Below are 21,750 nucleotides of genomic sequence, written 5' to 3'. Positions count from 1 at the left end.
TCATGGGTCTGTGGCGACCTCGGAGGACTTGGCGGCGGACGACGCCGCGAACGGCGCGGCGTCCGGGGCGGCCCGGCGGCGGCCGCCGGTGCTGCGCGGGCAGGGGCCGGCGGTGGCGGTGGTGGCCGCCGGCGGGGCGCTGGGGGCGACGGCCCGGTACGGCGCGGGGCTGCTGTGGACCACCGGGCCGTCGGCTTTCCCGTGGACGACGCTGCTGGTGAACATGGTGGGGTGCGCCGTGATCGGGGTCTTCCTGGTGGTGGTCACCGAGGGCCGGCCAGCCCATCCGCTGCTGCGGCCGTTCTTCGGCACGGGCGTGCTCGGCGGCTTCACGACCTTCTCGACGTACGCGGTGGACATCCGCCGGCTGCTGGAGGAGGGCCGGCCGGGACCGGCCGTGGCGTACCTGGGCCTGACCCTGGCGGCGGCGATGGCGGCGGTCTGGGCGGCGGCCGCGGTGACGCGCCGTCTGCTGGCGCGCGGGGCCGGGAGGCCGGTGTGACGGGCGCGGCGGGGCCCCGGCCGGGCGTTCCGGCGCTGCGGCTGACCGTGCTGGTCGGCGAGGGCGACCGCCACCGGCACCGCCCGCTGTACAGCGAGATCGTGCACCGGGCGCGGGCGGCCGGGCTGGCCGGGGCGAGCGTGTTCCGGGGGGTGGAGGGGTTCGGCGCGTCCTCGATGGTGCACACGGCGCGGCTGCTGTCGCTGAGCGAGGACCTGCCGGTGGCGGTGGTGATCGTGGACACCGAGGAGCGGGTCCGGGCGTTCCTGCCCGAGCTGGAGGGGCTGGCGGTGGAGGGGCTGGTGACCCTGGAGCGGTGCGAGGTGGTCCGGTACGCCGGACGGCCCGGCGGGTCGGCGGCGGGGGACGCGGGGGACGCGGGGGACGCGGGGGAGGGCGGGGCGTGAACTGGCTGCTGGTGGTGGCCGGCGCGCTAGTGGGCGCGCCGCTGCGGTACCTGACCGACCGGGCGGTGCAGTCCCGGCACGACTCGGTGTTCCCGTGGGGGACCTTCGTGGTGAACGTCTCCGGCAGCCTGGTCCTCGGGCTGGTGACCGGGGCGGCGGCGGCCGGCGCGGCGTCCTCGCACGTCCGGCTGCTGCTCGGGACCGGGCTGTGCGGGGCGCTGACCACGTACTCGACGTTCTCGTACGAGACGCTGCGGCTGGCCGAGGGCGGGGCCGGGCGGTACGCGCTGGTGAACGTGGCGGGAAGCGTCGCGGCGGGCCTGGCGGCGGCGTACGCGGGGGCGGGGCTGGCCTCGGCGTTCTGGGGCTGAGCCGCCGGGGCCGGGCCGCCGGTCCGGTGCCCGTCCGGGTGCTTCCGGGGGTCCCACCCGTGTCCGGGCGCCCGCGGCGGGCGTTGGACACCCGCAAGGGTGGCCGTGCGCGGTGGGTGGGCGGCCAGGGCGGGGCGGGTGCAGGAGAGGGACTTCGGTGGCGGCGATGCGTGCGGTGCGGGTGGTGCGTGCGGTGGCGGAGCGGGACACGGCGGTGGTCCGGAGCGCCGTGGTGCGCGGCGCGGCGGTGCTGGCGGTGGCCGGGCTGGGGCTGACCGGCTGCATGTCGGTCGGGCCGGGCGCGGACGAGCGGCACGGGGTGGTGCCGGTCGGCCAGGCGGGGACGCCGACCAGGACGGGGACGGCGGCGACCTCCTCGGCCTCGCCGAGCGGCGCCGGACACCCCGGGGGCGCGACCGGACGTTCGGAGCGTGCGGCGGGCGCACAGGCCCAGAGCGCGCCGACCGGGGGCATGAACGCGGTCCCCGGCGAGGCGGGCGGGGGTTCCAACGGGGCGGCGGGCACGGGCGGCGGCAACGGCGGAGGCGGTGTGAACGGCGCACCCGTGGGCGCGGAGCCGGTGCCGGCGGCGGCCTCCGGCGAGTCCGCGCCCGGCGCGACGGGCACCGCAGGGGGCGCGAACGCCAGCCCCGCGCCCCGTCCGGGCACCACCGGCGCCGCCACGGGCGGACCGGCCGGAGGCACGGCGGGCGGCCCCGGAGGCGGCTCCGGCGGCACGGGCCACCCCCCGGGCGGCGCGGGGACCACCACGGGCGGCGGCACCGGCGGCTCCGGCGGGACGACGACCTCCGCCCCGGCGGCCAGCCCCACCGGGCGCCCGTCCTCCCCGGAACCCGGCCACACCACCCCCGCCCCGACCGCCACCACGGCGCCCCAGCCGACCCCCGTCCCGAGCGCCACCGCGCCCCCCAGCTCGGGTGCGCCGGGCGGTCACTGAGCGCCGAACCGCAGCCTGGCCAGCGCATTTGCCTCTGATCCCCAGGTTCCTCTATGGTGGTAGATCGTTCGTTTGATCCATTTGACTGGCGCCCTACTCCCATCTGGCGCCCTTGGCGCGTTCCGGCGATCCGTGGCTGACCGCATAGAGGCGGTTGTGAAACAGAACCCCGGACTTTGGCGCGTGCCACTTCCGGAAGGTTTTGCATGTCTCTCGTTGACGACGCCCGCTTCGCCATGCCCGCGAGCGAGTCCGCCGCCGATGCCACCACCACCGTTCCCGCCGAGGCCGACGCCGAGCTGATCGCCGCCGTCGACGCCGTCGAGGACACCACCGCCGAGACCACCACCGACGCCGTCGACGCCGATGTCGAGGTCGCGGCCGAGGAGGCCGACGAGGCCGCCGACGCCGAGCCGACCATCACCTTCGGCGACCTGGGCCTGCCGGACGAGGTCGTCCGCGCCCTCGCCAAGCGCGGCGTCACCACCCCGTTCCCGATCCAGGCCGCGACCATCCCGGACGCCCTGGCCGGCAAGGACGTGCTGGGCCGCGGCCGCACCGGCTCCGGCAAGACCCTCAGCTTCGGCCTGCCGCTGCTGACCCGCCTCGCCGACGGCGAGCGCACCCGCGCCAAGCACCCGCGCGGCCTGATCCTGGTCCCGACCCGCGAGCTGGCCATGCAGGTCGCCGACGCCCTGGAGCCCTTCGGCTCGGTGCTCGGCCAGCGCCTCAAGGTCGTCTGCGGCGGCACCTCGATGTCCAACCAGATCTACGCGCTGGAGCGCGGCGTCGACGTCCTGGTGGCCACCCCGGGCCGTCTGCGCGACCTGATCAACCGCGGCTCGGCCAAGCTCGACGACGTCCAGGTCGCCGTCCTCGACGAGGCCGACCAGATGGCCGACATGGGCTTCCTGCCCGAGGTCACCGAGATCCTCGACCAGGTGCCGGCCGGCGGCCAGCGCCTGCTGTTCTCCGCCACCCTGGAGAACGAGATCGACACCCTGGTCAAGCGCTACCTGAACAGCCCGGTCACCCACGAGGTCGACCCGTCGGCCGGCGCCGTCACCACCATGACCCACCACATCCTCGTGGTGAAGCCCAAGGACAAGGCGCCGATCACCAACGCGATCGCCGCCCGCAAGGGCCGCACGATCATCTTCGTCCGCACCCAGATGGGCGCCGACCGGGTCGCCGAGCAGCTGGTCGAGGCCGGTGTGAAGGCCGACGCGCTGCACGGCGGCATGACCCAGGGCGCCCGCACCCGGGTGCTCGGCGACTTCAAGGACGGCTACGTCAACGTCGTCGTCGCCACCGACGTCGCCGCGCGCGGCATCCACGTCGACGGCATCGACCTGGTGCTCAACGTCGACCCGGCCGGCGACCACAAGGACTACCTGCACCGCTCCGGCCGCACCGCCCGGGCCGGCCGCTCCGGCACCGTCGTCACCCTGGTGCTGCCGCACCAGCGCCGCGGCGTCTTCCGCCTGATGGAGGACGCGGGCGTGGAGGCCAGCCGCCACATCCTCGACCACGCCTTCGACGCCGAGGTGGCCCGGATCACCGGCGCCCGCTCGCTGGTCGAGGTCCAGGCGGAGAGCGCGGCCAACATCGCCGGTGCCGCCGAGCGCGAGGTCGCCGACATGGCCCGCCAGCTGGAGCGCGCGCAGCGCCGTGCCGCCGAGCTGCGCGACGAGGCCGACCGCCTGTCCGCACGGGCCGCGCGCGAGCGGGCCGAGCTGGGCATCGAGGACGAGGCCCCGGCCGCCGAGGCCGCGACCGAGGGTGCCGCCGCCGACGAGACCGCCGCCGCCCCGGTGGCCGCCGCCGAGCCGGCCGCGGTGACCGAGGAGCGCACCCCGTCGTACCGCGAGGCGCGCACCGAGCGCCCGTCGTTCAACCGCGACCGTGACCGTGACCGTGGCGGTTTCAACCGTGACCGTGACGACCGTGGTGGCCGCTCGTTCGGTCGTGACCGTGACGACCGTGGCGGCCGTTCCTTCGGTGACCGTGAGCGCGGCGGTTTCAACCGTGACCGTGACGACCGTGGCGGTCGCTCGTTCGGTGACCGTGAGCGCGGTGGCTTCAACCGTGACCGTGACGACCGTGGTGGCCGTTCCTTCGGTGACCGTGAGCGCGGTGGCTTCAACCGTGACCGTGACGACCGTGGTGGCCGTTCCTTCGGTGACCGTGAGCGCGGTGGCTTCAACCGTGACCGTGACGACCGTGGTGGCCGTTCCTTCGGTGACCGTGACCGTGGTGGCTTCAACCGTGACCGTGACGACCGCGGCGGCCGTTCCTTCGGCGACCGTCCGGCCCGTTCCTTCGGTGACCGCGACCGCAGCTTCGGCCGCGACCGCGACGAGCGCGGCGGCAGCAACAACCGTCCGTTCGCCCGCCGCGACGACCACCGCTCCGGTGGCCGTCCGCAGTCCGGTGGCTTCAACCGTGACCGCGACGACCGCGGCGGCCGCTCCGGTGGCTTCAACCGCGACGACCGCAAGCCGCGTTGGAAGAACTGACGCCGCGCAGCACCTGATGCCGCGTAGCACCTGACGCATCCGCGACGGGCCCGTTCCACTTCGGTGGGGCGGGCCCGTCGCGTTGTGCCCGGACCGTTGTTCTGTGGCTGAGAATAACCAGTGGCGCGACGCCTCCGCCGTCGCCTACCGTCGGCGGCATGAGCAGCAGAATGCGGGATGTGGCGGCGGTGAACGAGGGCATCGCCGACCGGGGGGACTACCGCGCGACCGGGGGCGAACTCGTCGAGGTGGCCGAGCGGTTGGCGGCGGCGCGGGCCGGCACGGTGTCGTACGACCCGGCCGGTCTGGACGCGCTGGTCGCGGCGGGCGGCCCCGGTCCGGTGGCGGCGGGCGCCGTCGAGGTGACGGCCGAGGGCAGCATCGAGGCGGCCCGCCGGCTGGTCGAGGCCGGTGCCGGGACGGTCGGCGTGCTCAACTTCGCCTCCGCCCGCAACCCCGGCGGCGGCTATCTGCGCGGCGCCCGGGCCCAGGAGGAGGACCTCTGCCGCAGCGCCCTGCTGTACACCTGCCTGCTGGAGGCGCCGGACTACTACGAGGCGCACCGCGCCTCCACCGACCTCCGGTACAGCCACCGGGTGATCGTCTCGCCCGCCGTGCCGGTGATCCGGGGAGGGGACGGCGGGCTGCTGGCGCACCCGTACGCCGTCACCTTCCTGACCTCGCCCGCCCCCAACGCCGGCCAGCTCGCCCTGCGGAGCCCGGAGGGCGTGGACGTGCGGGGCGTGCTCGCCGAGCGGGCCGAGCGGGTGCTCGCGGCGGCCGCCCGGCACGGGGTGCGCGCGCTGGTGCTGGGGGCGTGGGGCTGCGGGGTGTTCCGCAACGACCCGGCCGAGGTCGCGGAGGCCTTCGAGCAGGGGCTGGCCCGCTACGGTGCGGCCTTCGACCGGGTGGTGTTCGCGGTCTGGGACCGGACGCCGGTCTCGCCGAACCGGGCCGCCTTCGAGGCCCGGTTCGGGAGCTGACCCGCTCAGCCCTTGCGGGTGACTAGCGTCGAGGTGAGCGCGGAGGCGGCCGTCACCACGCCGGTGACGGCGAGGACGGACGGCCAGGCGCCGATCTTCTTCGCCAGCGGGTGCGAGCCGCCGAAGGCCGCCACGTACAGGCCGGTCAACGCGGCTGCGGCGGGCGCCCCCGAGCGCCGGTGCCACTGCGCGGCGGCACCCGCGCCGGCCACGGCGAGCACCGCGCCGCCGAGCTGCCGCTTCCCGGTCCACCGGGCGACGCCGTAGCCGCCGACCAGACCGCTCGCCGCGGTCAGCGCGGCCGGTGCGGTGCTCGCGAGCGCGTTCGGGATCCTCGCCATCGTCGACTCCACTCCTCGGCGGATCCGGTCCGGATCCGCGGCGGCTTCCCGGGGTTCCCCCGGGCCTCCGACCATAACCCGCCGCCCCGGCCCGCCCGTCCGGGACCCCGCAACCGTCCGCCCCGCTACCGCACCGCCTGCTCGAAGGGCAGCGCGGGCGCGGCGGCGGCCAGCCGGGCGGCGGCCTCGTGCGGTGCCAGGACCCGCTCCAGCCGCAGGTCGCCGGGCACCTGCTCGACGAACCGCCCGGCCGCCCAGCTCCGTTCGAACGGCTGCGGGTCCAGGACGAGGGTCCGTACGCCGTCCACCACCGGGATGGACTCCGGCATGCCCTCGTGCCAGATCCAACCACCGTCCGGCGCGACCAGGTTGAACGCGCCCGTCGCGATGAACCGGCGCCCGTCCAGCCACCGGGTGCGGCTGAGTGCGACCACCTCCGGGTCGGGGCGGTCGCCGGGCAGGTGGCCGCCGCCGATCAGCGCCTCGGCGAGCAGGGTGTGCAACTGGAAGTTGTCGGTCAGGCCGTCCATCCGGAGCAGGTAGCCGGTGCCGCTCGGGCGGTGCAGGACGAGCAGCGGCTCGTCGTCGAGGGTGGCGGCCAGGTACCGCAGGCCCTTGAGGTCGTGCTGGTCGGACCGCTCGCGGTAGCGGTCGATCAGCTCGCCGAGGACCTCCGTCACGCCGTCGGCGCGGGCGGCGCGGCGCACGGCGGCGTGGGTGCAGAGCGCGAACGCGGCCCGCTGCCACAGGCCGAGCGTCCACCAGCCGGCCACCGCGCGGTGGGCGTGCCACGGGTCCGTCCGCCCGGGCCCGGTGAGCCGGGCGTGGGCGCGGCCGGGGTCGTCCCGGTCGGGGTCCGGCAGGGCGTCCTCGTCGTCGTCCTCGCCGCCCTCCTCCCACCGGTCGAGCAGCAGCAGCGCGCCGGTCAGCGCCGCGCGCAGCCCGGCGAGCACGGGGTCGGCGCAGGCCACCGGATCGGCGCCGCGCTCCACGCAGGCGCCGACCATCATCGCCAGATGGGCCCGCGGGAACAGCGGGGTGTCCAGGAGCAGCGCCGCCAGCCGAGGACCGGCCGCCGCCGACTCCGCCTCCCCGGCGGGCCCGAGCGCCCCGCCCAGCCGGCGCAGCGCCGCGTCGAAGCGCTCCCCGCCGTCCGGACCGTCCGCCGCAAGCCCGCCCGCGGCGGCCTCCAGGGCGCCCACCGCCCCGGCGAGGGCGCACTGCTGACTGTTCGACGGCCCGGGGCCGTGCTGAGTGGAATGAGGGTCGAACACCATTCCCCGCAGCCTAGGGCCTCCGGCTGTCACTGCCGGATGCGAGACTCGGCAGGTGACCGACCACAAGATCACCGACGGCCTCTACCGGATCCGGAACGTCGCCACCGGCCTGTTGCTGGAGGTCCCCGGCGGCAGCCGCCGCAGCGGCGTGAAGGTGCAACTCGGCGCCGAGGACGGCTCGGACGCCCAGCTCTGGCGGCTGACCGCCGTCCACCCGGGCGGCGCGCTGTTCCACGTCGAGAACGTCGCCGGCGGCAAGCGCCTGGACGTCACCGGCGCCGCGACCGACGACGGCGTGCCGGTCCAGCAGTGGTCCGCCAACGCCTTCGGCGCCCAGGAGTGGCTGGTCGAACACCACGTCGACGCCCCCGGCACCTACACGCTCACCAGCTTCATCAGCGGCAAACCCCTCACCGCCCCGCCCGAGGACCCGACGGCCCCCGTTCACCAGTGGGAGGACACCGACTCCCCGACCCAGTGGTGGCACCTGGAACGCCGCTAGGGCGTGTCTTGTGGATCTTGTCGGATCAGGCCGCGGCGTTGGGGTGCGTGCATCGCAAGGCGGAGGAGGGAGCCACTGCGGAGCATTGGCGACCGACGACAACGCGGCGAGGTGCGTGCCCCGGCGCCGCGGACCCGGCAAAGATCCGCAAGACACGCCCTAGGCCGCGGGCCGTTCAGTCCGGCCGGTACCCGTCGTGCTTGAACACCGAACGGTCGTGCCAGCGCAGGAAGTCGTGCGCGCGCGGTGCGGCCGGCCGGCCGTGCGGGAGCGGCACCCGGCGGTCGCGCAGCGCCCGGACGGCCTCGCCGGCGGGGGAGTCGGTGCGGAAGTGCGGGGAGATCCGCACGGTGCGGTCCTCGGTGATCCCGAGCACGCCGAAGTCGAACAGCGCGTGGTGCAGCGAGCAGAGTGCGAAGGCGTTGGCGAGGACGTCCGGGCCGCCCTGGCTGTGCCAGCGGATGTGCGCGGCCTCGACGCCGACCGTGTGGCGGCCGAGCCGGCCGTCGTAGCCGCAGAACGCGCAGGCGTGGTCGAACGCCCGCAGCACATCGGCGGCGAATCCCGAGGCCCGCACCCGCCGCCGCACCAGCCGGAACGCCGGTTCCCCGGCCGCCCCGTCCGGGGCCCCGCCCTCCGCAGCGGCGACATCGGCGACGTCCAGCTCCGGCAGGCCGACGTCCGCCTGCTCGCAGATCGCGGCCTCCAGGGAGGGCGTGAAGTGCCGGTCGAGCAGCAGCCGGACGGCGACCGGCCCGGCCGACGGGTCCTCGGTGAGCAGCCGCTCGACCTCGGGCCGCAGCCGCCCCACCGCGCCCACCCCGCGCAGCGCCGCCCCGCTGTTCCGGACGTCGTCCTTGCCGAGCGCGCGCCCGGCGGCGTCGGTCAGCGTCCAGAGGCTCCGTTCCAGGCGGACGAACGGCATCGCGGCCCGCTGCGCGGCGGTCGCGCGGCCGACGGCCGGCCCGAAGTCGTTGATCAGCCGGCTGACCGGCTCCTCGGCCTCCGCGTACGTGACCACGCTGGTCCCGGAGCGGGCGTGCCGGCCGAGCAGCCAGAGCAGCAGCAGCGGCTTGTGCGGGGCCCGCACCCCGCCGGTGTTCGCCTGCCGCAGCCCGTCCAGCGCGCCGAGCAGTTCCCCTCGCTTCATCCCGCTCGTCCCCCCGTTCCGGCCTACGCCGACAGGTTGGACCGGAGGGCGTCGAGGTCGGCGTCGGTGGCGCCGTGGGCGTGGAGGTAGGCGGGGAGGGAGCCGTGGTGGTCGTGGATCCAGGCGAAGGAGGAGGTCAGCAGCTCCGCCGCGACCGGGCGGGAGATCCGCTCGGCGCCGGTCTCGTCGATGTACGGGGTGGGTCCGTCCAGCAGGCCGAGGCCGGCGTTGGAGAGCAGGTAGTCGGCGGTGATGTCGGCCTCGGAGGCGCCGAGCAGGGACTGGACGACGGCGATGGTGAGGCCGGTGCGGTCCTTGCCGACGGCGCAGTGGACGACGGCGGACAGGGTGCCGGGGGCGCCGAGGCGGCGGATGGCGGCGACCAGCGACGGGCCGGCGGTTGCGGCCATGAACGGGTACAGCTCGACCTGGTCCTCCGGCCAGGGCCGGTCGTAGTCCTCCCGGTTGGCGGGCAGGGTGGGCAGGCGGAGGGTCTCGTGGTCGAGGTCGTGCCGGAGGTCCGGGAAGGCGTCCTCCTCGTGCCGGCTGCGCAGGTCGATCACGGTGCGCAGGCCGAGGGCCTTGAGCCGCAGGGCGCCCTCGGGGGCGAGGGTGTGGAAGGAGCCGGAGCGGAACAGCACGCCCCGGCGCAGCGTGCCGACGCCCCCGGCGTCACGGAAGTTGCGCACCCCGGGGATGTCGATGAAGGCGGACTGCACGTCGTCGGTCATGGCCACCACGGTACGGTCGCGGGTCGCGCCGGGGGAAGGAAACGGCCCGCCTTTCCGATCTTGACCTCAAGCCGGCTTCAACTCCTAGGGTCGGTCGCGTCGAACCCCGGAGACGGAGACGGAAGGACCGGCCATGGAGTACTCGCACCCCGACGCCGAACTGATCAGGCAGCCCGCCGGCTACTGGACCTGGGCGGCCTACAAGGCGGTCGTCACCCGAACCCGTGGCGCGCTGGCCGAACTCGGCACCACGCAGCCGCAGTGGTGGGTCCTCGCCCAGGTCGCCCGCGCCGCGGCGCCGGTGACCCGGGCGGAGGTGTCCGGCGTGCTGCGCGACTACCTGGACACCGGCGCGGAGAACCTGGACGCCGAGATCGACGCGACCCTGGAGCGGGGCTGGACCACCGAGGCCGCCGACGGCCGGCTCGCCCTCACCGCCGAGGGCCGGGCGTTCTTCGACGAGGTGGCCGCCGTCCAGGACGAGTTGCTGGCCGAGCGCCACGCGGGCGTCTCCGACGAGGACTACCTGACCACCCTCAAGGTCCTCCAGCGCTTCATCCACAACACCGCCGGCCGGGCCTGGCACCACTGAGCGCCACCGAGCGCCGCTGAGCACCACCGAGCACCACCGAGCGCCGCTCACCGGCCGCCGTTCTCACCGCCCGCCGGCGATGTCCAGGAACGCGCCCGTGCTGTACGAGGAGGCCGGCGACAGCAGGAAGAGGATCGCCTCCGCGACCTCCTCGGGCCGCCCGCCGCGGCGCATCGGCAGGTTCGGCGCGATCCGGTCGACCCGGCCGGGCTCGCCGCCCAGGGCGTGGATGCCGGTGTGGATCAGGCCGGGACGCACGGCGTTGACCCGGATGCCCTCGGCGGCGACCTCCAGGGCCAGCCCGCGCGTCATCGAGTCGACGGCCCCCTTCGCCGCCGCGTAGTCCACGTACTCGTTGGGCGCGCCGATCCGGGAGGCCGCCGAGGAGACGTTGACGATGGCGCCGCCGCGCCCGCCGTGCCGGGTGGACATCCGGCGCACGGCCTGCGCGGCGCACAGGAACGGGCCGGTGATGTTGGCGGCCCAGATCCGGTTCAGCCGCTCCTCGTCGATGTCCTCCAGCCGGGTCTGCCGCTCCAGCGTGCCGGCGTTGTTCACCAGGCCGGTGAGCGGGCCGAGTTCGGCGTCGACGGTGTCGAACAGCCGGGCCACCTCAGTGCTGCGGGAGACGTCCGCGCGAACGGCGAGCGCGGTGCCGCCGTCGGCCCGGATCGCGTCCACCACCGAGGCGGCGGCGGCCTCGTCCGCCCGGTAGTTGACGCACACCCGGTACCCGCGCCGCCCGGCCAGCAGGGCGGTGGCGGCGCCGATGCCGCGGCCGGCACCGGTGATCAGAACGACGTCGGGCTGCTCGGAACCGTTCGTGGTCGACATGTCCCGCACCCTAGCCGCTCGGCCGAAATCCGTTCGCCCGGCGCGGTTCCGCCCGGCAGACTCCTCGGCACCGGCCGCCGAGAGGAGCCCCGCCCGTGTCCACCACGCCCGGCACCGCCCTGCCCTCCGGCACCGCCCTGCCCTCCGGCACCGTCCTGCTCTCCGGCGTCGTCGGCTCCACCGCGTACGGGCTGGCCCACGCCGGCTCCGACGTCGACCGGCTCGGCCTGTTCGCCGCCCCGACCGAGGGCTTCCACGGCCTGCGCCGCCCGGCCGAGTCGCACGTCACCACCGCCCCGGACCGCACCCTGCACGAGGCCGCCAAGTGGTGCCGGCTGGCGCTCGGCTGCAACCCCACCGCCTCCGAGCTGGTCTGGCTGCCCGACGACCTCTACGAGGTCCGCACCCCGCTCGGCGAGGAGCTGATCGCGATACGCGGCTCCTTCCTCAGCGCCCGGGGCGTCCGCAACTCCTACCTCGGCTACGCCACCCAGCAGCTGCGCAAGCTGCGGACCCGCGACACCACCGACCCGGCCGCGCGCGCCCGGGCCGCCAAGCACGCCCGCCACCTGGTCCGCCTCCTCGACCAGGCCGTCCACCTGCACGAGACCGGCCGCAACCGGGTCCGGCTGCCCGACCCGGAGCGCGTCCGCGACCTCGGCGAGCGCGTCGTCGGCGACCCCGCGCACGCCGACCGCCTCCTCGCCGCCGCCACCGACCGCCTCGACCGCCCCGGCGTCCTCCCCGACCGCCCCGACGAGCGCCCCGCCGACGCCTGGCTCCACCGCGTCCGCACCGCCCACTGGACGTCCCACCCCCCGGCCGCGCACGCGTGAGCCCGACCCCACCGGGTAGGATCGCGGCGGCCCGCCGTCACCACCCGGCCGGGCCCCGGGCCGCTAGCTCAATCGGCAGAGCTGCGGACTTTTAATCCGTAGGTTCAGGGTTCGAACCCCTGGCGGCCCACCGCGAAGGCCCGGGCCGGACGTCGTCCGGCCCGGGCCTCCTCCGTTTCCCCGGCGGGGTGCGCGCCTGGACGTCGGTCACCGGTGGGCCCTTCGTCGCCGGCGTGCATTGGCTGCCAATAGATAGAACGCCAATGCCCGATTTGGGTAGGCTGCCGACTCATGAGACAGGATGCGGTGCGCGGCCACCTGGACGGACTGCTGCTGGCCGTACTCGAATCCGGCCCCCTGCACGGCTACGCGATCATCACCGCGGTCCAGCAGCGCAGCGGAGGCGCGCTGGAGCTGCGTACGGGCACGATCTACCCGGCGCTCAACCGGCTGGAGCGCGTCGGGCTGCTGGCCGGCAGCTGGCAGTCGGCCGGCGAGCGCCGCAGGCGGTGCTACGAGCTCACCGAGGCCGGACGCCGGACCCTGGCCGGCGAGCGCACGGCATGGCAGGAGTTCACCGCCGCCATCGGCTCGGTCCTGAACCCCGTCACGCCGCCCGGTGCCACCGCATGAGCGCCGTCACCCCGCGGACCGACCCCATCGAGGACTACGTCGCCACGCTGTCCGCCGCGTTACACGGCCCGGCGCGCACCAAGGCGCGCATGGTGGCCGAGGTCCGCGAGGACCTGGCGGACGCGGTCTCGGAACGCACCCGGGCGGGGCTGACCTACCGGCGCGCCGCCGACCAGGCGGTGCGGGAGTTCGGCACCGCCGACGAACTCGTGACGAGCTGGCAGCGCGAGCTGACCATCGCCCAGGCCCGGCACACCGCCCGCGCCGTCGCGCTCACCGTCCCCTTCGTGATCGCCTGCTGGTACCTGGTCCGCCAGGCCGGGCACGACCCGACCCGGGAACTGCCGCGCACCGTCCAGTTCCTGGCCGTCCACCTGGCCGGCGTCTCGGCCGTCGCCGCACTCCTCGCCGCCGTGGCCCTCGCGGCCACCGGCACCCTCGCCCGCCGGCTGCCCACGCCGGAGCGGCTGCCGCTCACCGTCGCCTGGGGCGGCACCCTCGCCAGCGTCTCCATGGCCGTCGCCACCCTCGCCCTCGCCATCGCGGCCGTCCTGGGCACCAACTGGCTGCTGCCGGCCTTCGCCGGAATCCTCGCGGCCACCGCGCACGCCCTGGTGGCGGGCTCGGCCCGGTCCTGCCGGCACTGCGCCCGGCTGGTCCTCGGGACCCCGGGCGCCGGGGAGCGCTGACCACGCGCGAGAGGTTCCGCCGTCGCGACGGCGGAACCTGTCCCTCTGTCCGTACGCCTTATCGCGGAGTTCCCCGCCCCGAGGGCCGGCGCCTCCCACCGGGTCCGCCGGTTGAGCCTGGCCCCGGCGTAGGCGCCGAGGAACTCGCCCGGCACCGCCACGAACAGCAGCAGGAAGGCGGCGCCCGGCACCACCGGGTCGGCGAGCCCGGTCAGGTCCACAGGCCGGCGGCGGGGGCCAGTACGGCGGCGACCGCGGTGACGCCGGTTCAGCCGCTGCACGATCCGGACGTCCGTCACCCGGTGCGCACCGACCACGAGGTCCGGCCGGTGGCGCGACCCGAGCTGGAAGCCGGCCAGTTCCTCGGTGAAACCGCTGCTGTCGGGCAGCAGCACCGGGCCCGCGACGGAATCCGCCAGGGCTCCGGCAAGACCGGATGCCGCGTTGGGGAGGGCCATGTCTGTCCTCGTCCCGGGCGGATGGGGCGGGTTCTGCGGGGGGTCGGCGCTCAGGCGCCGGTCGTCGAGCCGGGGCGGACGATCATCAGCACGACGACCACGGCCCAGAGCAGGTTGAAGATCCCGGTGACCATGGCCAGGCGCGCCGCCGCGGACCGGGTCGCCGCCGCGGACCGGGTCGCCTCCGGGGCCGCGGTGTCCGCGGCCGCGCCGGCGGGCCGGGCGAGCAGCCGCTCCTGGCCGGGCAGGATCGCCATCAGCAGGAGGGCCGCCGCGATCGCGGTGAGGAGGATCGAGGCGATGAGCCAGGCGTCGCCCAGCACACCCATCCGGATGGCGGTGGCGAGGCCGAAGACCGGTACGGCGACGCCGACGACGGTGTATCCCCGGCAGATCCGGTGCAGCAGCGCCGCGGTGGCGGGGGTGCGCTCCTCCCCGGCCGGGTTGTCGCCCTCGTTCTGCGGCTTGACGAAGCGGGGGAACATCGAGGCCGCCACCGTGATCGGGCCGATCGCCAGGATCGCCGCCAGCACATGCACCGAGAGCAGCAGTTTGGTCACCGGGATCCCCCTATGGATTGACTGCCAATACGTTGGCTACCAATCAATTGGTAGCACAGACCGCCCCACTTGAGTAGTCTGCCTACCTGTTCCCGGCCTACTGGTGCTGCTGCGGACGACCTCCGCCCGGGGCCGTTTCCGCGTTCAGGCCGGGGTGTTGCCGTCGAGGGTGAGGACGGTGTCGGCGGCGGTGAGGGCGCTGCGGTCGTGGGTGATCAGGAGGGTGGTGCGGCCACGGGTGGCGGCGAGGACGTCGGCCAGGACGGCGGCGGCGGTGTGCGGGTCCAGGCCCTCGGTGGGTTCGTCGAGGACGAGGACGGGCGGGTCGGCGAGGAGGGCGCGGGCCAGGAGCAGGCGCCGGCGCTGGCCGCCGGAGACGGTGGCACCGTCCCCGCCGAGCACGGTCTCCCAGCCGTCGGGGAGGGACTCGATCCAGTCGAGCAGCCGGGCCCGGCGGGCGGCCTCGCGGAGATCCCCGTCGGTGGCGTCGGGGCGGGCCAGGCGCAGGTTGGCCCGGATCGTGGTGTGGAAGACGTGGGCGTCCTGGGTCATGCCGGTGATCACCCGGCGGACGTCGGCGCCCGCGCAGTCGCGCAGTTCGCGGCCGCCGACCCGGATGCTGCCGCCCTCGTAGGGGACGAACCGCATCAGGGCGGCGATCAGCGTGGACTTGCCGGAGCCGCTGGCGCCGACGACGACGGCCCGGCGGCCGGGCGGCAGGTGCAGGCCGACGCCGTCGAGGACGGCCGGGCCGTCGGGGTGGTGACGGACCCGCAGGCCGGTGATCTCGACGCCGAGCGGGCCGTCGGCGGGCAACGGGGCCGGGTCGGCCGGGTCGGTGACCGGGGGCGGGGTGTCCATGAGGTCGGCGAGCCGGCCGGCGGAGGCCTGGACGTGGGCGAGCCGACGGGCGGCGGCGGGCAGTGCGGCCAGGGCGTCGAAGGAGACCAGGGCGAGCACCGCGAGGACGGTGAGCCGGACGGCGGGCAGTCGGCCGTCGGCGTGGGCGTCCAGGCCGAGCCAGGTGACGCCGACCGTGGCGGCGGCCTGGAACAGCAGGACCGCGGCGACGGCGAGCGAGGTGGTCGGCGCCGCGCGGCGTTCCAGGGCGGCGATCCGGTCGGTGGCCGCCCGGACCCGCTCGTGGGCGCGGCCGCGGGCGCCGTACGCGGCGAGGTCGGCCGCGCCCGCGGTCAGATCGACGGTGAGCGCGGCGAGTTCGGCGCGGGCCGCCTTCTCCGCGCGCCCGGACCGGCGGGACAGCGCGAGCACCAGGGCGGGCACCAGCAGGCCCGCCACGGCGAGCAGCGCCCCGAGCAGCAGTCCGGCGGAGGGCAGCAGCACCAGGGCGGTACCGGTGGCGGCGGCCGCGACCAGGCCGGCCGCGGTGACCGGGACGAGTACCCGCAGCAGCAGGTCCTGAACGGCGTCGACGTCGTCGACCAGGCGGGTCAGCAGGTCGCCGGAGCGGAACGCCGGGGTGCCGGCGGGCGCGAGCGGCACCAGCGCCTCGTACACCCGGGCGCGGAAGCCGGCGACGGCGCGCAGCGCGCCGTCGTGGCCGAGCAGGCGGTCGGCGTAGCGCAGGGTGCCCCGGCCGAGGGCGAGGGCGCGCACGGCGACGACGGCGACCGCGACGGCGGAGAGCGGTGGCTGTTCGGCGGCGCGGGTGATCAGCCAGGCGGCGGTAACCGTCAGGGCGGCGCCGCTGAGTTCGCCGCCGGCGGCGGCGAGGACGGCGGGCAGCAGGCGGCGCCGGTGCGGGAGCAGGTGGCGCAGCAGACGCGCGGTGGGGGCGGTCACGGCCGCACCGGGCCTTCGCCGGCCGGGGCGGGGCCGAGGACGCCCGCCCGGACGGTGACGATCCGGTCGGCGTGCGGCAGCAGGCTCCCGCGATGGGAGACCACGACGGCGGTGCGTCCGCGCATCAGGTCGGCGGTGGCCCGGGCCACGGCGGCCTCGCTCTCCGGGTCGAGGTGGGCGGTGGGCTCGTCGAGCAGCAGGACCGGCGCGTCCTTGAGGAACGCCCGGGCGAGGGCGACGCGTTGGCGCTGTCCGGCGGAGAGCCCGGCGCCGTGCTCGCCGAGCAGGGTGTCGTAGCCCTGCGGGAGGGCCTCGGCGAAGCCGTCGGCGTGGGCGGCGCGGGCGGCCGCGCGGACCTCGGCGTCGCTCGCGCCGGGGCGGCCGAGGCGGATGTTGTCGGCGATGCTCGCGGCGAACAGGTGCGGGCGCTGCGGCACCCAGGCGACCTGGGTGAGCCAGCCGTCGGGGTCCAGCGCCGCGAGGTCGGTGCCGTCGACCAGGACCCGGCCCGTGGTGGGGGCGGTGAAGCCGAGCAGCAGCGCGAGCAGGGTGGACTTGCCGGCGCCGCTCGGGCCCACCAGGGCGAGGCGCTCGCCGGGGCGGACGGTGAGCGAGACGGCGTCGAGCGCGGGCTCGGCGCGGCCGGGGTGGTGGACGGTGACCGCGTCGAGGCGCAGCCGGGCCGTCCGGCCGCCGGGTACGGGACCGGGGGCGGCGGCCATGGGCTCCTCCTCGTCGAGGACGGCGAAGACCCGCTCGGCCACCGCGATCCCCTCGGCGCTGTCGTGAAAGGCCCCGCCCGCCGCACGCAGCGGCAGATGGGCCTCGGGGGCGAGGAGGAGGACCACCAGGGCGGTGCGCAGGTCCAGTTCACCGGCCAGCAGTCGCAGGCCGACCGGGACGGCGACCAGCGCGACCGACAGGGTGGCGACGGTCTCCAGGACGAGCGAGGAGAGGAACGCCACCCGCAGCGTCCGCATGGTGGCCCGCCGGTGGGCGTCGGCCATCTCCCGCACCACGCCGCTCTGGTGGTGCTCGCGGCCGAACGCGCGCAGTGTCGGCAGTCCGGCGAGGACGTCGAGGAAGTGGCCGCCGAGCCGGGCGAGCAGCCGCCACTGCCGGGCGGTGCGGCGGGCGGTGTGCGCCCCGACGAGCGCGCCGAACACCGGGATCAGGGGGAGCGTGACCACGATGATCAGCGCCGAGGGCCAGTCGGTCCGGCAGAGCCACCCGACGACCGCGAGCGGGACGACGGCGCAGGCGGCCATGGCCGGCAGGTAGCCGGTGAGGTACGGGTCGAGGGCGTCCGGGCCGCGGGTGAGCAGGGTGGCCGTCTCGCCGTGGCGGCGGGCGGCCAGGCGGTGCGGGCCGGTGCGCCGCAGGCGGTCGGCGAGGCGCTCGCGCAGGGCGCGCCCGGCCTCGGCGGCGGCGCGCCGGGCGAGGGTGCCGCGGGCCCAGGCGAGCAGGGCGCGCAGGCCGAGGACGGCGGCGAGGGCGGCGAGGGCGCCGGTGTGCGGGCCCCGGCCGCCGGCGAAGCCGTCCGCGAGCAGTCCGGCGAGCAGGACGGCCTGGCCGACGACGAGCCCGGCGCCGAGCAGCGCGAGCGCGGTCGAGGCGGCCAGGTGCCGTCGCACCACCGGGAGTTCGCGCCGCAGTCGGCGTTCGGCCGGCTTCATCCCGTGCTCCCTCCCATGGCTTCCTCCCCGGCGTGTGCGGTGTGCGGCGTGCGGTCAGAAGTAGTCGGGGTGGCGCAGGCCGGTCCGGCCGCGGAACGCCCACCAGCTCCAGGCCTGGTACCCGAGGATCACCGGGACGACCAGCACGCCGAACCCGAGCAGCAGCCTCAGCGTCGCCCCGTCGGCGACGGCCTCGTCGACGGTGAGCCCCGCGCCCGAGGTGGCGGTCAGCAGGTACGGGTACTGGCCGGCCCCGATCAGCGGTACCGGCAGCGCGGTCGCGGCGCAGGTGGCGGTGAACGCCAGGGCGTCGCGGCCGCGGGTGAGGAACCACCGGCCGGCCGCGAGGGCGGCGGCGACGAGCGCGAACAGGACCGCCGAGGTGGCCGTCCTGGTCATCGAGGCGCCCGCCCCGAACAGCGACAGCAGCAGCGCGAGGGCGCTCGCGGCGCCGGCGGCGGCGAGCAGGGCGGCGCCCGCCCGCCGTGCGCCGGCGGCGAGGCCGGGGCCGGAGCGCAGTGCGACGAACGCGGCGCCGTGCCCGGCGAAGAGCAGCGCGGTGGCCGAGCCGCAGGTCAGCGCGAACGGCGCGAACACCTCGCCGGGGCCGATGTGGAAGGAGCCGTCCGCCCGGCGGGGTACGCCGTGCAGCAGCAGGCCGACCACGATGCCCCAGCACACGGCGGGCAACGCGCCGCCGAGCACCACCAGGGCGTTCCAGATCCGCGCCGCCCGGGGCCCGCGGGAGCGGCCGCGCAGCTGGACGGCGGCGTTGCCGAGCACCAGGCCGGCCAGGATCGCCACGATCAGCGGGTACAGGCCGGTCAGCAGGCTGCCCTCCAGGTGCGGGAAGGCGCCGAACATCACGCCGGCGAAGGCGACCAGCCACACCTCGTTGCCGAGGAAGAACGGGGCGATCGCGTCCAGCGCGGCGTTCCGTCCGGCGGGGTCCCGTGCCCCGGTGGGGCCCGCGGGCGGGCCGCCGAGGAACGGGGACAGCATCTGCACGCCGTAGTCGTAGCCGCCGAGCACGAAGTAGCCGGCGAGCAGCAGGCCGAGCAGGGCCAGCCAGAGGGTCTCCAGGCTCATGTCGCCCAACCTTCCTTCGGATTCGGGGAATTCATCTCGGTTGGGGGGATCAGAAGGCCGGGACCGGCTGCTTGCCGTCGGCGCCGCCCGGGTCGGGCAGGCCGTCGGCCGGCGGATCCCCCGCGCCGAGCTGGGCGCCGTCCGGGCCGCGCCGGGCGAAGCGGGCGATCAGCGTCCAGTTGACCGCGGCGAGGGCCGCGAAGATCGCGACGAACAGGGCGCAGGACACCGCCAGGGCGCCCCTGCCGACGTCCGACAGCGCCTCGTCGACGGTCAACTCTCCGTGGACGAGCCAGGGCTGGCGGCCGATCTCGCGCACCACCCAGCCGCCGACCGAGGCGATGAAGGGCAGCGGGATGATCGCGGTCATCAGGTGGGCGAGCGGGCGCCGGCGTACCAGCAGGTCCTTCAGCAGCAGGAAGGCGGCGATGAAGGTGATGGTCGAGACGGTGTTGCCGAGGATGGTCATCAGGTCCATCGCGTTCCTCACCCAGCCCTGCCAGGGCACGTAGTCCCCGGGGCCGTACTGGGCGACCAGCCGGGCCTGCTCCTCGGCGACGCCACTGCCGCCGAGGACGGCGGCCTTCATCGGCTGGGTCCGCTCGATCACCGGGACCTGGAGGTCGCCGACGATGACGACGAAGAACGAGGAGAGCATGCCCACCCAGACGCCCAGCCGCAGCGAGCCGCGGAACAGCGCGGTCTCCCGGGTGCCCTTGGCGAAGTGCCAGGCGCTGATGCCGGCGACGAGGACACCGCCGGTGGTGAGCGCGGCCAGCGCGATGTGGCCGAGCGCGACCAGGGCGTTGGGGTTGGTCAGCAGCGCGCCGAAGTCGGTCAGGTAGGCGGTGCCGTCGCGCACCTCGTAGCCGACCGGGTGCTGGAGGAAGCCGTTGGCGACCAGGATCCAGAACGCCGAGGCGTACGCGGTGAGCGCGACCAGCCAGATCAGCGCGACGTGCACACCGCGGCGCAGCCGGCCCCAGCCGAAGATCCACATGCCGAGGAAGGTGGATTCGGCGAAGAACGCGATCAGGGTCTCCAGCGCCAGCGGGGCGCCGAAGACATTGCCGGCGAACCTGCTCAGTCCGCTCCAGGAGAGTCCGAACTGGAACTCCATGACGAGGCCGGTCACGATGCCGACCGCGTAGTTGACGACGTAGAGCTGGCCCCAGAAGCGGGTCATGCGTTCGCGCATCGCGCGGGTGGCCGGGTCCCGGGTGTACGCGGCCCGGGTGTGCATGAACGCCACGAGGGGGACCAGCCCCATGGTGAGGATGACGAAGAGCCAGTGCACGCCGGTGGTGGCCGCGAACTGGAGTCGGGCCAGGTCGGCAGCGCTCATGATGCGACCTTCCTGGGGGCCGGTCGGCCTCCGGATCGGCGGACGGAGGGAAGGGGCGGGGCTCCTCGCCTCGCGTGGCGGGTGGCGGGCATCGCTGCCCGCCACCCGTGCGACGAACCCCGCCGCAGACGCTAGGTGAGGATTGCTCATGCCTTCCAAGACCGGTTTTGCTATGTACGGATAACCCGTCAGGCATCATTCGAGGTGAACCGTGGATCTGCTGCAGCTGCGCCACTTCCAGGCCGTCGCCCGCCTGGAGCACATCAGCCGCGCCGCCGAGGAGCTGAACGTCGCCCAGCCCTCGCTCAGCCGCACCATCGCCCGGCTGGAGGCGGAGCTTGGCACCGCGCTCTTCGACCGGCAGGGCCGGCGGATCCGGCTCAACCAGTACGGCGCGGTGTTCCTGCGGCACGTCGACCGCGCGCTGAGCGAGCTGGAGGACGGGCGCCGGGCGCTGCGGGAGGCCCGGGAGAGCGGGCTCGGCCGGGTCGGCGTCGCCTCCGAGACGCTGCTGACCGTCACCCGTCTGATGGGCGGCTTCCGGGCCGCCTTCCCGGGCGCCGAGGTGCGGCTCTTCCAGTCCAACGTGGAGGAGATGGACCGCCAGTTGCGCGCGGGCGAGGTCGACTTCTGCATGGCCTCGCAGCCGCTGGCCGGCCCGGACCTGGAGTCCGTCGAGCTGCTCCGCGAGGAGGTGCTGCTGGCCGTCCCGCGCGGGCACCGGCTGGACGGCCGGGAGAGCGTGACCGTCGCCGAGATCGCCGACGAGCCGTTCGTCACCACCCGCCGGGGCCACTGGCAGCGCGCCCTGCTGGAGCGGCTGTTCGCGACCGAGGGGCTGACCCCGCGGCTGTCCTGCGAGGGCGACGAGCCGGGGGCCAGCCAGGACATGATCAGCACCGGCCTCGGCATCGGCCTCATCCCGGCGATGTCCCGGCTGGCCGGAACCGACACCCACGTCCCGGTGGCCTGGGTGCGCCTGGCGGCCCCCAACTGCCACCGGGTGCTCAACCTGGTCTGGAACCGGGCGGCCTACCACTCCGAAGCGGCCCGCCGGTTCCGGGAGTTCACCGTGAGCAGGCCGCTCGTGACGCACCGCGGGCCGGCCCCCCGGGCCCGGTGATCGTTGCGCTGCGCCCGCGTCACCACCGTCGGAAGGCTGTTCCCGTGACGGCCGCCCCGTAGGGCGGGCCCCCGCCGCCCGCCGCCGGGCCCGTATTCGTCCGCACGGGACGGCCCGGTCTGGCATGATGTCCACGGTGTCGGGGTGCTAGCTCAATGGGTAGAGCAGCGGACTTTTAATCCGTGGGTTCAGGGTTCGAGCCCCTGGCGCCCCACCGACACGCGCAGGCCCGGGCCGGACCACCTCCGATCCGGGCCTCCGCCGTTCCCGGGGTGCCTCCGGGACGCGGAACGATTCGGCCGGATCATCGGTTTGTATGATCCGAGAGCTGGCCTCCTGGGGGACAAGGGGCCCGCCGCGGGGCCGTGGGG

Annotated in this window: 22 protein-coding genes and 2 tRNA genes; 14 read left to right on the top strand and 10 right to left on the bottom strand. The window is 75.6% G+C overall.

What is annotated here, in order from left to right; genetic code table 11:
- Positions 1 to 10: 10 nt before the first annotated feature.
- The 6 genes from crcB (ACFZBX_RS04755) (at position 11) to ACFZBX_RS04730 (ending at position 5,740) form a co-directional block, all read left to right on the top strand.
- The gene (gene crcB / locus ACFZBX_RS04755; protein ID WP_391531527.1) at positions 11 to 502 is read left to right on the top strand and encodes a fluoride efflux transporter CrcB; all 492 of its coding nucleotides are present in this window, start codon (positions 11 to 13) and stop codon (positions 500 to 502) included.
- A complete protein-coding gene (locus tag ACFZBX_RS04750; protein ID WP_391531526.1) occupies positions 499 to 909 on the top strand; it encodes a DUF190 domain-containing protein in 411 nt (136 codons plus the stop codon). The genes crcB (ACFZBX_RS04755) and ACFZBX_RS04750 overlap by 4 nt, the downstream gene beginning before the upstream one ends.
- Complete coding sequence (gene crcB / locus ACFZBX_RS04745) at positions 906 to 1,280, top strand: fluoride efflux transporter CrcB (protein WP_391531525.1); 375 nt, start codon at positions 906 to 908, stop codon at positions 1,278 to 1,280. Before ACFZBX_RS04750 ends, crcB (ACFZBX_RS04745) begins: the two co-directional genes overlap by 4 nt.
- A gap of 157 nt (positions 1,281 to 1,437) precedes the next feature.
- Entirely contained in the window at positions 1,438 to 2,238 is an 801-nt protein-coding gene (locus ACFZBX_RS04740; protein WP_391531524.1) for a hypothetical protein, read from the top strand.
- Positions 2,239 to 2,444: 206 nt separating this feature from the next.
- Positions 2,445 to 4,757, top strand: coding sequence for a DEAD/DEAH box helicase (locus tag ACFZBX_RS04735; protein ID WP_391531523.1), 2,313 nt, complete (start codon positions 2,445 to 2,447; stop codon positions 4,755 to 4,757).
- A 158-nt stretch (positions 4,758 to 4,915) separates the two neighbouring features.
- Entirely contained in the window at positions 4,916 to 5,740 is an 825-nt protein-coding gene (locus ACFZBX_RS04730) for a TIGR02452 family protein (RefSeq protein ID WP_391531522.1), read from the top strand.
- A 5-nt stretch (positions 5,741 to 5,745) separates the two neighbouring features.
- On the opposite strand, the gene ACFZBX_RS04725 is transcribed toward ACFZBX_RS04730, so the two are convergent.
- Together ACFZBX_RS04725 and ACFZBX_RS04720 are read right to left on the bottom strand one after the other, a co-directional pair.
- Positions 5,746 to 6,081, bottom strand: a complete 336-nt coding sequence (locus tag ACFZBX_RS04725; protein WP_391531521.1) for a hypothetical protein — start codon at positions 6,079 to 6,081, stop codon at positions 5,746 to 5,748.
- A 125-nt stretch (positions 6,082 to 6,206) separates the two neighbouring features.
- On the bottom strand, positions 6,207 to 7,358 hold the full coding sequence (locus tag ACFZBX_RS04720) for a hypothetical protein (RefSeq protein ID WP_391531520.1): 1,152 nt from the start codon (positions 7,356 to 7,358) through the stop codon (positions 6,207 to 6,209).
- Positions 7,359 to 7,410: 52 nt separating this feature from the next.
- Between ACFZBX_RS04720 and ACFZBX_RS04715 the strand changes: the two genes are divergently transcribed.
- Positions 7,411 to 7,860, top strand: coding sequence for an RICIN domain-containing protein (locus ACFZBX_RS04715; protein ID WP_391531519.1), 450 nt, complete (start codon positions 7,411 to 7,413; stop codon positions 7,858 to 7,860).
- Positions 7,861 to 8,035: 175 nt separating this feature from the next.
- Here ACFZBX_RS04715 and ACFZBX_RS04710 read toward each other — a convergent pair whose 3' ends face one another.
- On the bottom strand, positions 8,036 to 9,010 hold the full coding sequence (locus ACFZBX_RS04710) for a phosphorothioated DNA-binding restriction endonuclease (RefSeq protein WP_391531518.1): 975 nt from the start codon (positions 9,008 to 9,010) through the stop codon (positions 8,036 to 8,038).
- A 23-nt stretch (positions 9,011 to 9,033) separates the two neighbouring features.
- Positions 9,034 to 9,741, bottom strand: coding sequence for a tyrosine-protein phosphatase (locus ACFZBX_RS04705; RefSeq protein WP_391531517.1), 708 nt, complete (start codon positions 9,739 to 9,741; stop codon positions 9,034 to 9,036).
- Positions 9,742 to 9,874: 133 nt separating this feature from the next.
- Between ACFZBX_RS04705 and ACFZBX_RS04700 the strand changes: the two genes are divergently transcribed.
- On the top strand, positions 9,875 to 10,333 hold the full coding sequence (locus tag ACFZBX_RS04700) for a MarR family winged helix-turn-helix transcriptional regulator (RefSeq protein WP_391531516.1): 459 nt from the start codon (positions 9,875 to 9,877) through the stop codon (positions 10,331 to 10,333).
- 63 nt (positions 10,334 to 10,396) lie between these two features.
- Here ACFZBX_RS04700 and ACFZBX_RS04695 read toward each other — a convergent pair whose 3' ends face one another.
- Positions 10,397 to 11,167: an SDR family oxidoreductase gene (locus ACFZBX_RS04695; protein WP_391531515.1), complete on the bottom strand. Its 771-nt coding sequence runs from the start codon at positions 11,165 to 11,167 to the stop codon at positions 10,397 to 10,399.
- Positions 11,168 to 11,262: 95 nt separating this feature from the next.
- Here ACFZBX_RS04695 and ACFZBX_RS04690 point away from each other — a divergent pair, with 95 nt between their 5' ends.
- The 4 genes from ACFZBX_RS04690 to ACFZBX_RS04675 all read left to right on the top strand — a co-directional run bounded on the left by ACFZBX_RS04690 (position 11,263) and on the right by ACFZBX_RS04675 (position 13,325).
- The gene (locus tag ACFZBX_RS04690; protein WP_391531514.1) at positions 11,263 to 12,003 is read left to right on the top strand and encodes a DNA polymerase beta superfamily protein; all 741 of its coding nucleotides are present in this window, start codon (positions 11,263 to 11,265) and stop codon (positions 12,001 to 12,003) included.
- A gap of 57 nt (positions 12,004 to 12,060) precedes the next feature.
- Positions 12,061 to 12,133, top strand: a tRNA-Lys gene (locus ACFZBX_RS04685).
- A 161-nt stretch (positions 12,134 to 12,294) separates the two neighbouring features.
- The gene (locus ACFZBX_RS04680; RefSeq protein ID WP_391531513.1) at positions 12,295 to 12,636 is read left to right on the top strand and encodes a PadR family transcriptional regulator; all 342 of its coding nucleotides are present in this window, start codon (positions 12,295 to 12,297) and stop codon (positions 12,634 to 12,636) included.
- A complete protein-coding gene (locus tag ACFZBX_RS04675) occupies positions 12,633 to 13,325 on the top strand; it encodes a permease prefix domain 1-containing protein (protein WP_391531512.1) in 693 nt (230 codons plus the stop codon). Before ACFZBX_RS04680 ends, ACFZBX_RS04675 begins: the two co-directional genes overlap by 4 nt.
- A 508-nt stretch (positions 13,326 to 13,833) precedes the next feature.
- On the opposite strand, the gene ACFZBX_RS04670 is transcribed toward ACFZBX_RS04675, so the two are convergent.
- The 5 genes from ACFZBX_RS04670 to ACFZBX_RS04650 form a co-directional block, all read right to left on the bottom strand.
- Entirely contained in the window at positions 13,834 to 14,343 is a 510-nt protein-coding gene (locus tag ACFZBX_RS04670) for a hypothetical protein (RefSeq protein WP_391531511.1), read from the bottom strand.
- 144 nt (positions 14,344 to 14,487) lie between these two features.
- Complete coding sequence (gene cydC / locus ACFZBX_RS04665; protein ID WP_391531510.1) at positions 14,488 to 16,146, bottom strand: thiol reductant ABC exporter subunit CydC; 1,659 nt, start codon at positions 16,144 to 16,146, stop codon at positions 14,488 to 14,490.
- Positions 16,143 to 17,822: a thiol reductant ABC exporter subunit CydD gene (cydD, locus tag ACFZBX_RS04660; RefSeq protein ID WP_391531509.1), complete on the bottom strand. Its 1,680-nt coding sequence runs from the start codon at positions 17,820 to 17,822 to the stop codon at positions 16,143 to 16,145. The genes cydC and cydD overlap by 4 nt, the downstream gene beginning before the upstream one ends.
- A 54-nt stretch (positions 17,823 to 17,876) precedes the next feature.
- Positions 17,877 to 18,911: a cytochrome d ubiquinol oxidase subunit II gene (locus tag ACFZBX_RS04655; protein ID WP_391531508.1), complete on the bottom strand. Its 1,035-nt coding sequence runs from the start codon at positions 18,909 to 18,911 to the stop codon at positions 17,877 to 17,879.
- Positions 18,912 to 18,960: 49 nt separating this feature from the next.
- Entirely contained in the window at positions 18,961 to 20,256 is a 1,296-nt protein-coding gene (locus ACFZBX_RS04650) for a cytochrome ubiquinol oxidase subunit I (protein WP_391531507.1), read from the bottom strand.
- A gap of 211 nt (positions 20,257 to 20,467) precedes the next feature.
- Here ACFZBX_RS04650 and ACFZBX_RS04645 point away from each other — a divergent pair, with 211 nt between their 5' ends.
- Both ACFZBX_RS04645 and ACFZBX_RS04640 read left to right on the top strand, forming a co-directional pair.
- The gene (locus ACFZBX_RS04645; protein ID WP_391531506.1) at positions 20,468 to 21,379 is read left to right on the top strand and encodes a LysR family transcriptional regulator; all 912 of its coding nucleotides are present in this window, start codon (positions 20,468 to 20,470) and stop codon (positions 21,377 to 21,379) included.
- Between the two features lie 141 nt (positions 21,380 to 21,520).
- A tRNA-Lys gene (locus ACFZBX_RS04640) sits at positions 21,521 to 21,593 on the top strand.
- Positions 21,594 to 21,750 lie beyond the last annotated feature (157 nt).

Source organism: Kitasatospora sp. NPDC008115 (assembly GCF_042957205.1).
Lineage (GTDB): Bacteria > Actinomycetota > Actinomycetes > Streptomycetales > Streptomycetaceae > Kitasatospora.
The sequence above is the reverse complement of the archived record's forward strand: the minus strand, read 5'-3'. Positions and strand labels throughout refer to the sequence as shown.

Bases quoted from the DNA above. Each gene is read 5' to 3' on its own strand.
- ACFZBX_RS04735 (WP_391531523.1), top strand. From the start codon at position 2,445: ATGTCTCTCGTTGACGACGCCCGCTTCGCCATGCCCGCGAGCGAGTCC.
- ACFZBX_RS04730 (WP_391531522.1), top strand. From the start codon at position 4,916: ATGAGCAGCAGAATGCGGGATGTGGCGGCGGTGAACGAGGGCATCGCC.
- ACFZBX_RS04725 (WP_391531521.1), bottom strand. From the start codon at position 6,081: ATGGCGAGGATCCCGAACGCGCTCGCGAGCACCGCACCGGCCGCGCTG.
- ACFZBX_RS04720 (WP_391531520.1), bottom strand. From the start codon at position 7,358: ATGGTGTTCGACCCTCATTCCACTCAGCACGGCCCCGGGCCGTCGAAC.
- ACFZBX_RS04710 (WP_391531518.1), bottom strand. From the start codon at position 9,010: ATGAAGCGAGGGGAACTGCTCGGCGCGCTGGACGGGCTGCGGCAGGCG.
- ACFZBX_RS04705 (WP_391531517.1), bottom strand. From the start codon at position 9,741: ATGACCGACGACGTGCAGTCCGCCTTCATCGACATCCCCGGGGTGCGC.
- ACFZBX_RS04700 (WP_391531516.1), top strand. From the start codon at position 9,875: ATGGAGTACTCGCACCCCGACGCCGAACTGATCAGGCAGCCCGCCGGC.
- ACFZBX_RS04695 (WP_391531515.1), bottom strand. From the start codon at position 11,167: ATGTCGACCACGAACGGTTCCGAGCAGCCCGACGTCGTTCTGATCACC.
- ACFZBX_RS04680 (WP_391531513.1), top strand. From the start codon at position 12,295: ATGAGACAGGATGCGGTGCGCGGCCACCTGGACGGACTGCTGCTGGCC.
- ACFZBX_RS04675 (WP_391531512.1), top strand. From the start codon at position 12,633: ATGAGCGCCGTCACCCCGCGGACCGACCCCATCGAGGACTACGTCGCC.
- cydD (WP_391531509.1), bottom strand. From the start codon at position 17,822: ATGAAGCCGGCCGAACGCCGACTGCGGCGCGAACTCCCGGTGGTGCGA.
- ACFZBX_RS04655 (WP_391531508.1), bottom strand. From the start codon at position 18,911: ATGAGCCTGGAGACCCTCTGGCTGGCCCTGCTCGGCCTGCTGCTCGCC.
- ACFZBX_RS04650 (WP_391531507.1), bottom strand. From the start codon at position 20,256: ATGAGCGCTGCCGACCTGGCCCGACTCCAGTTCGCGGCCACCACCGGC.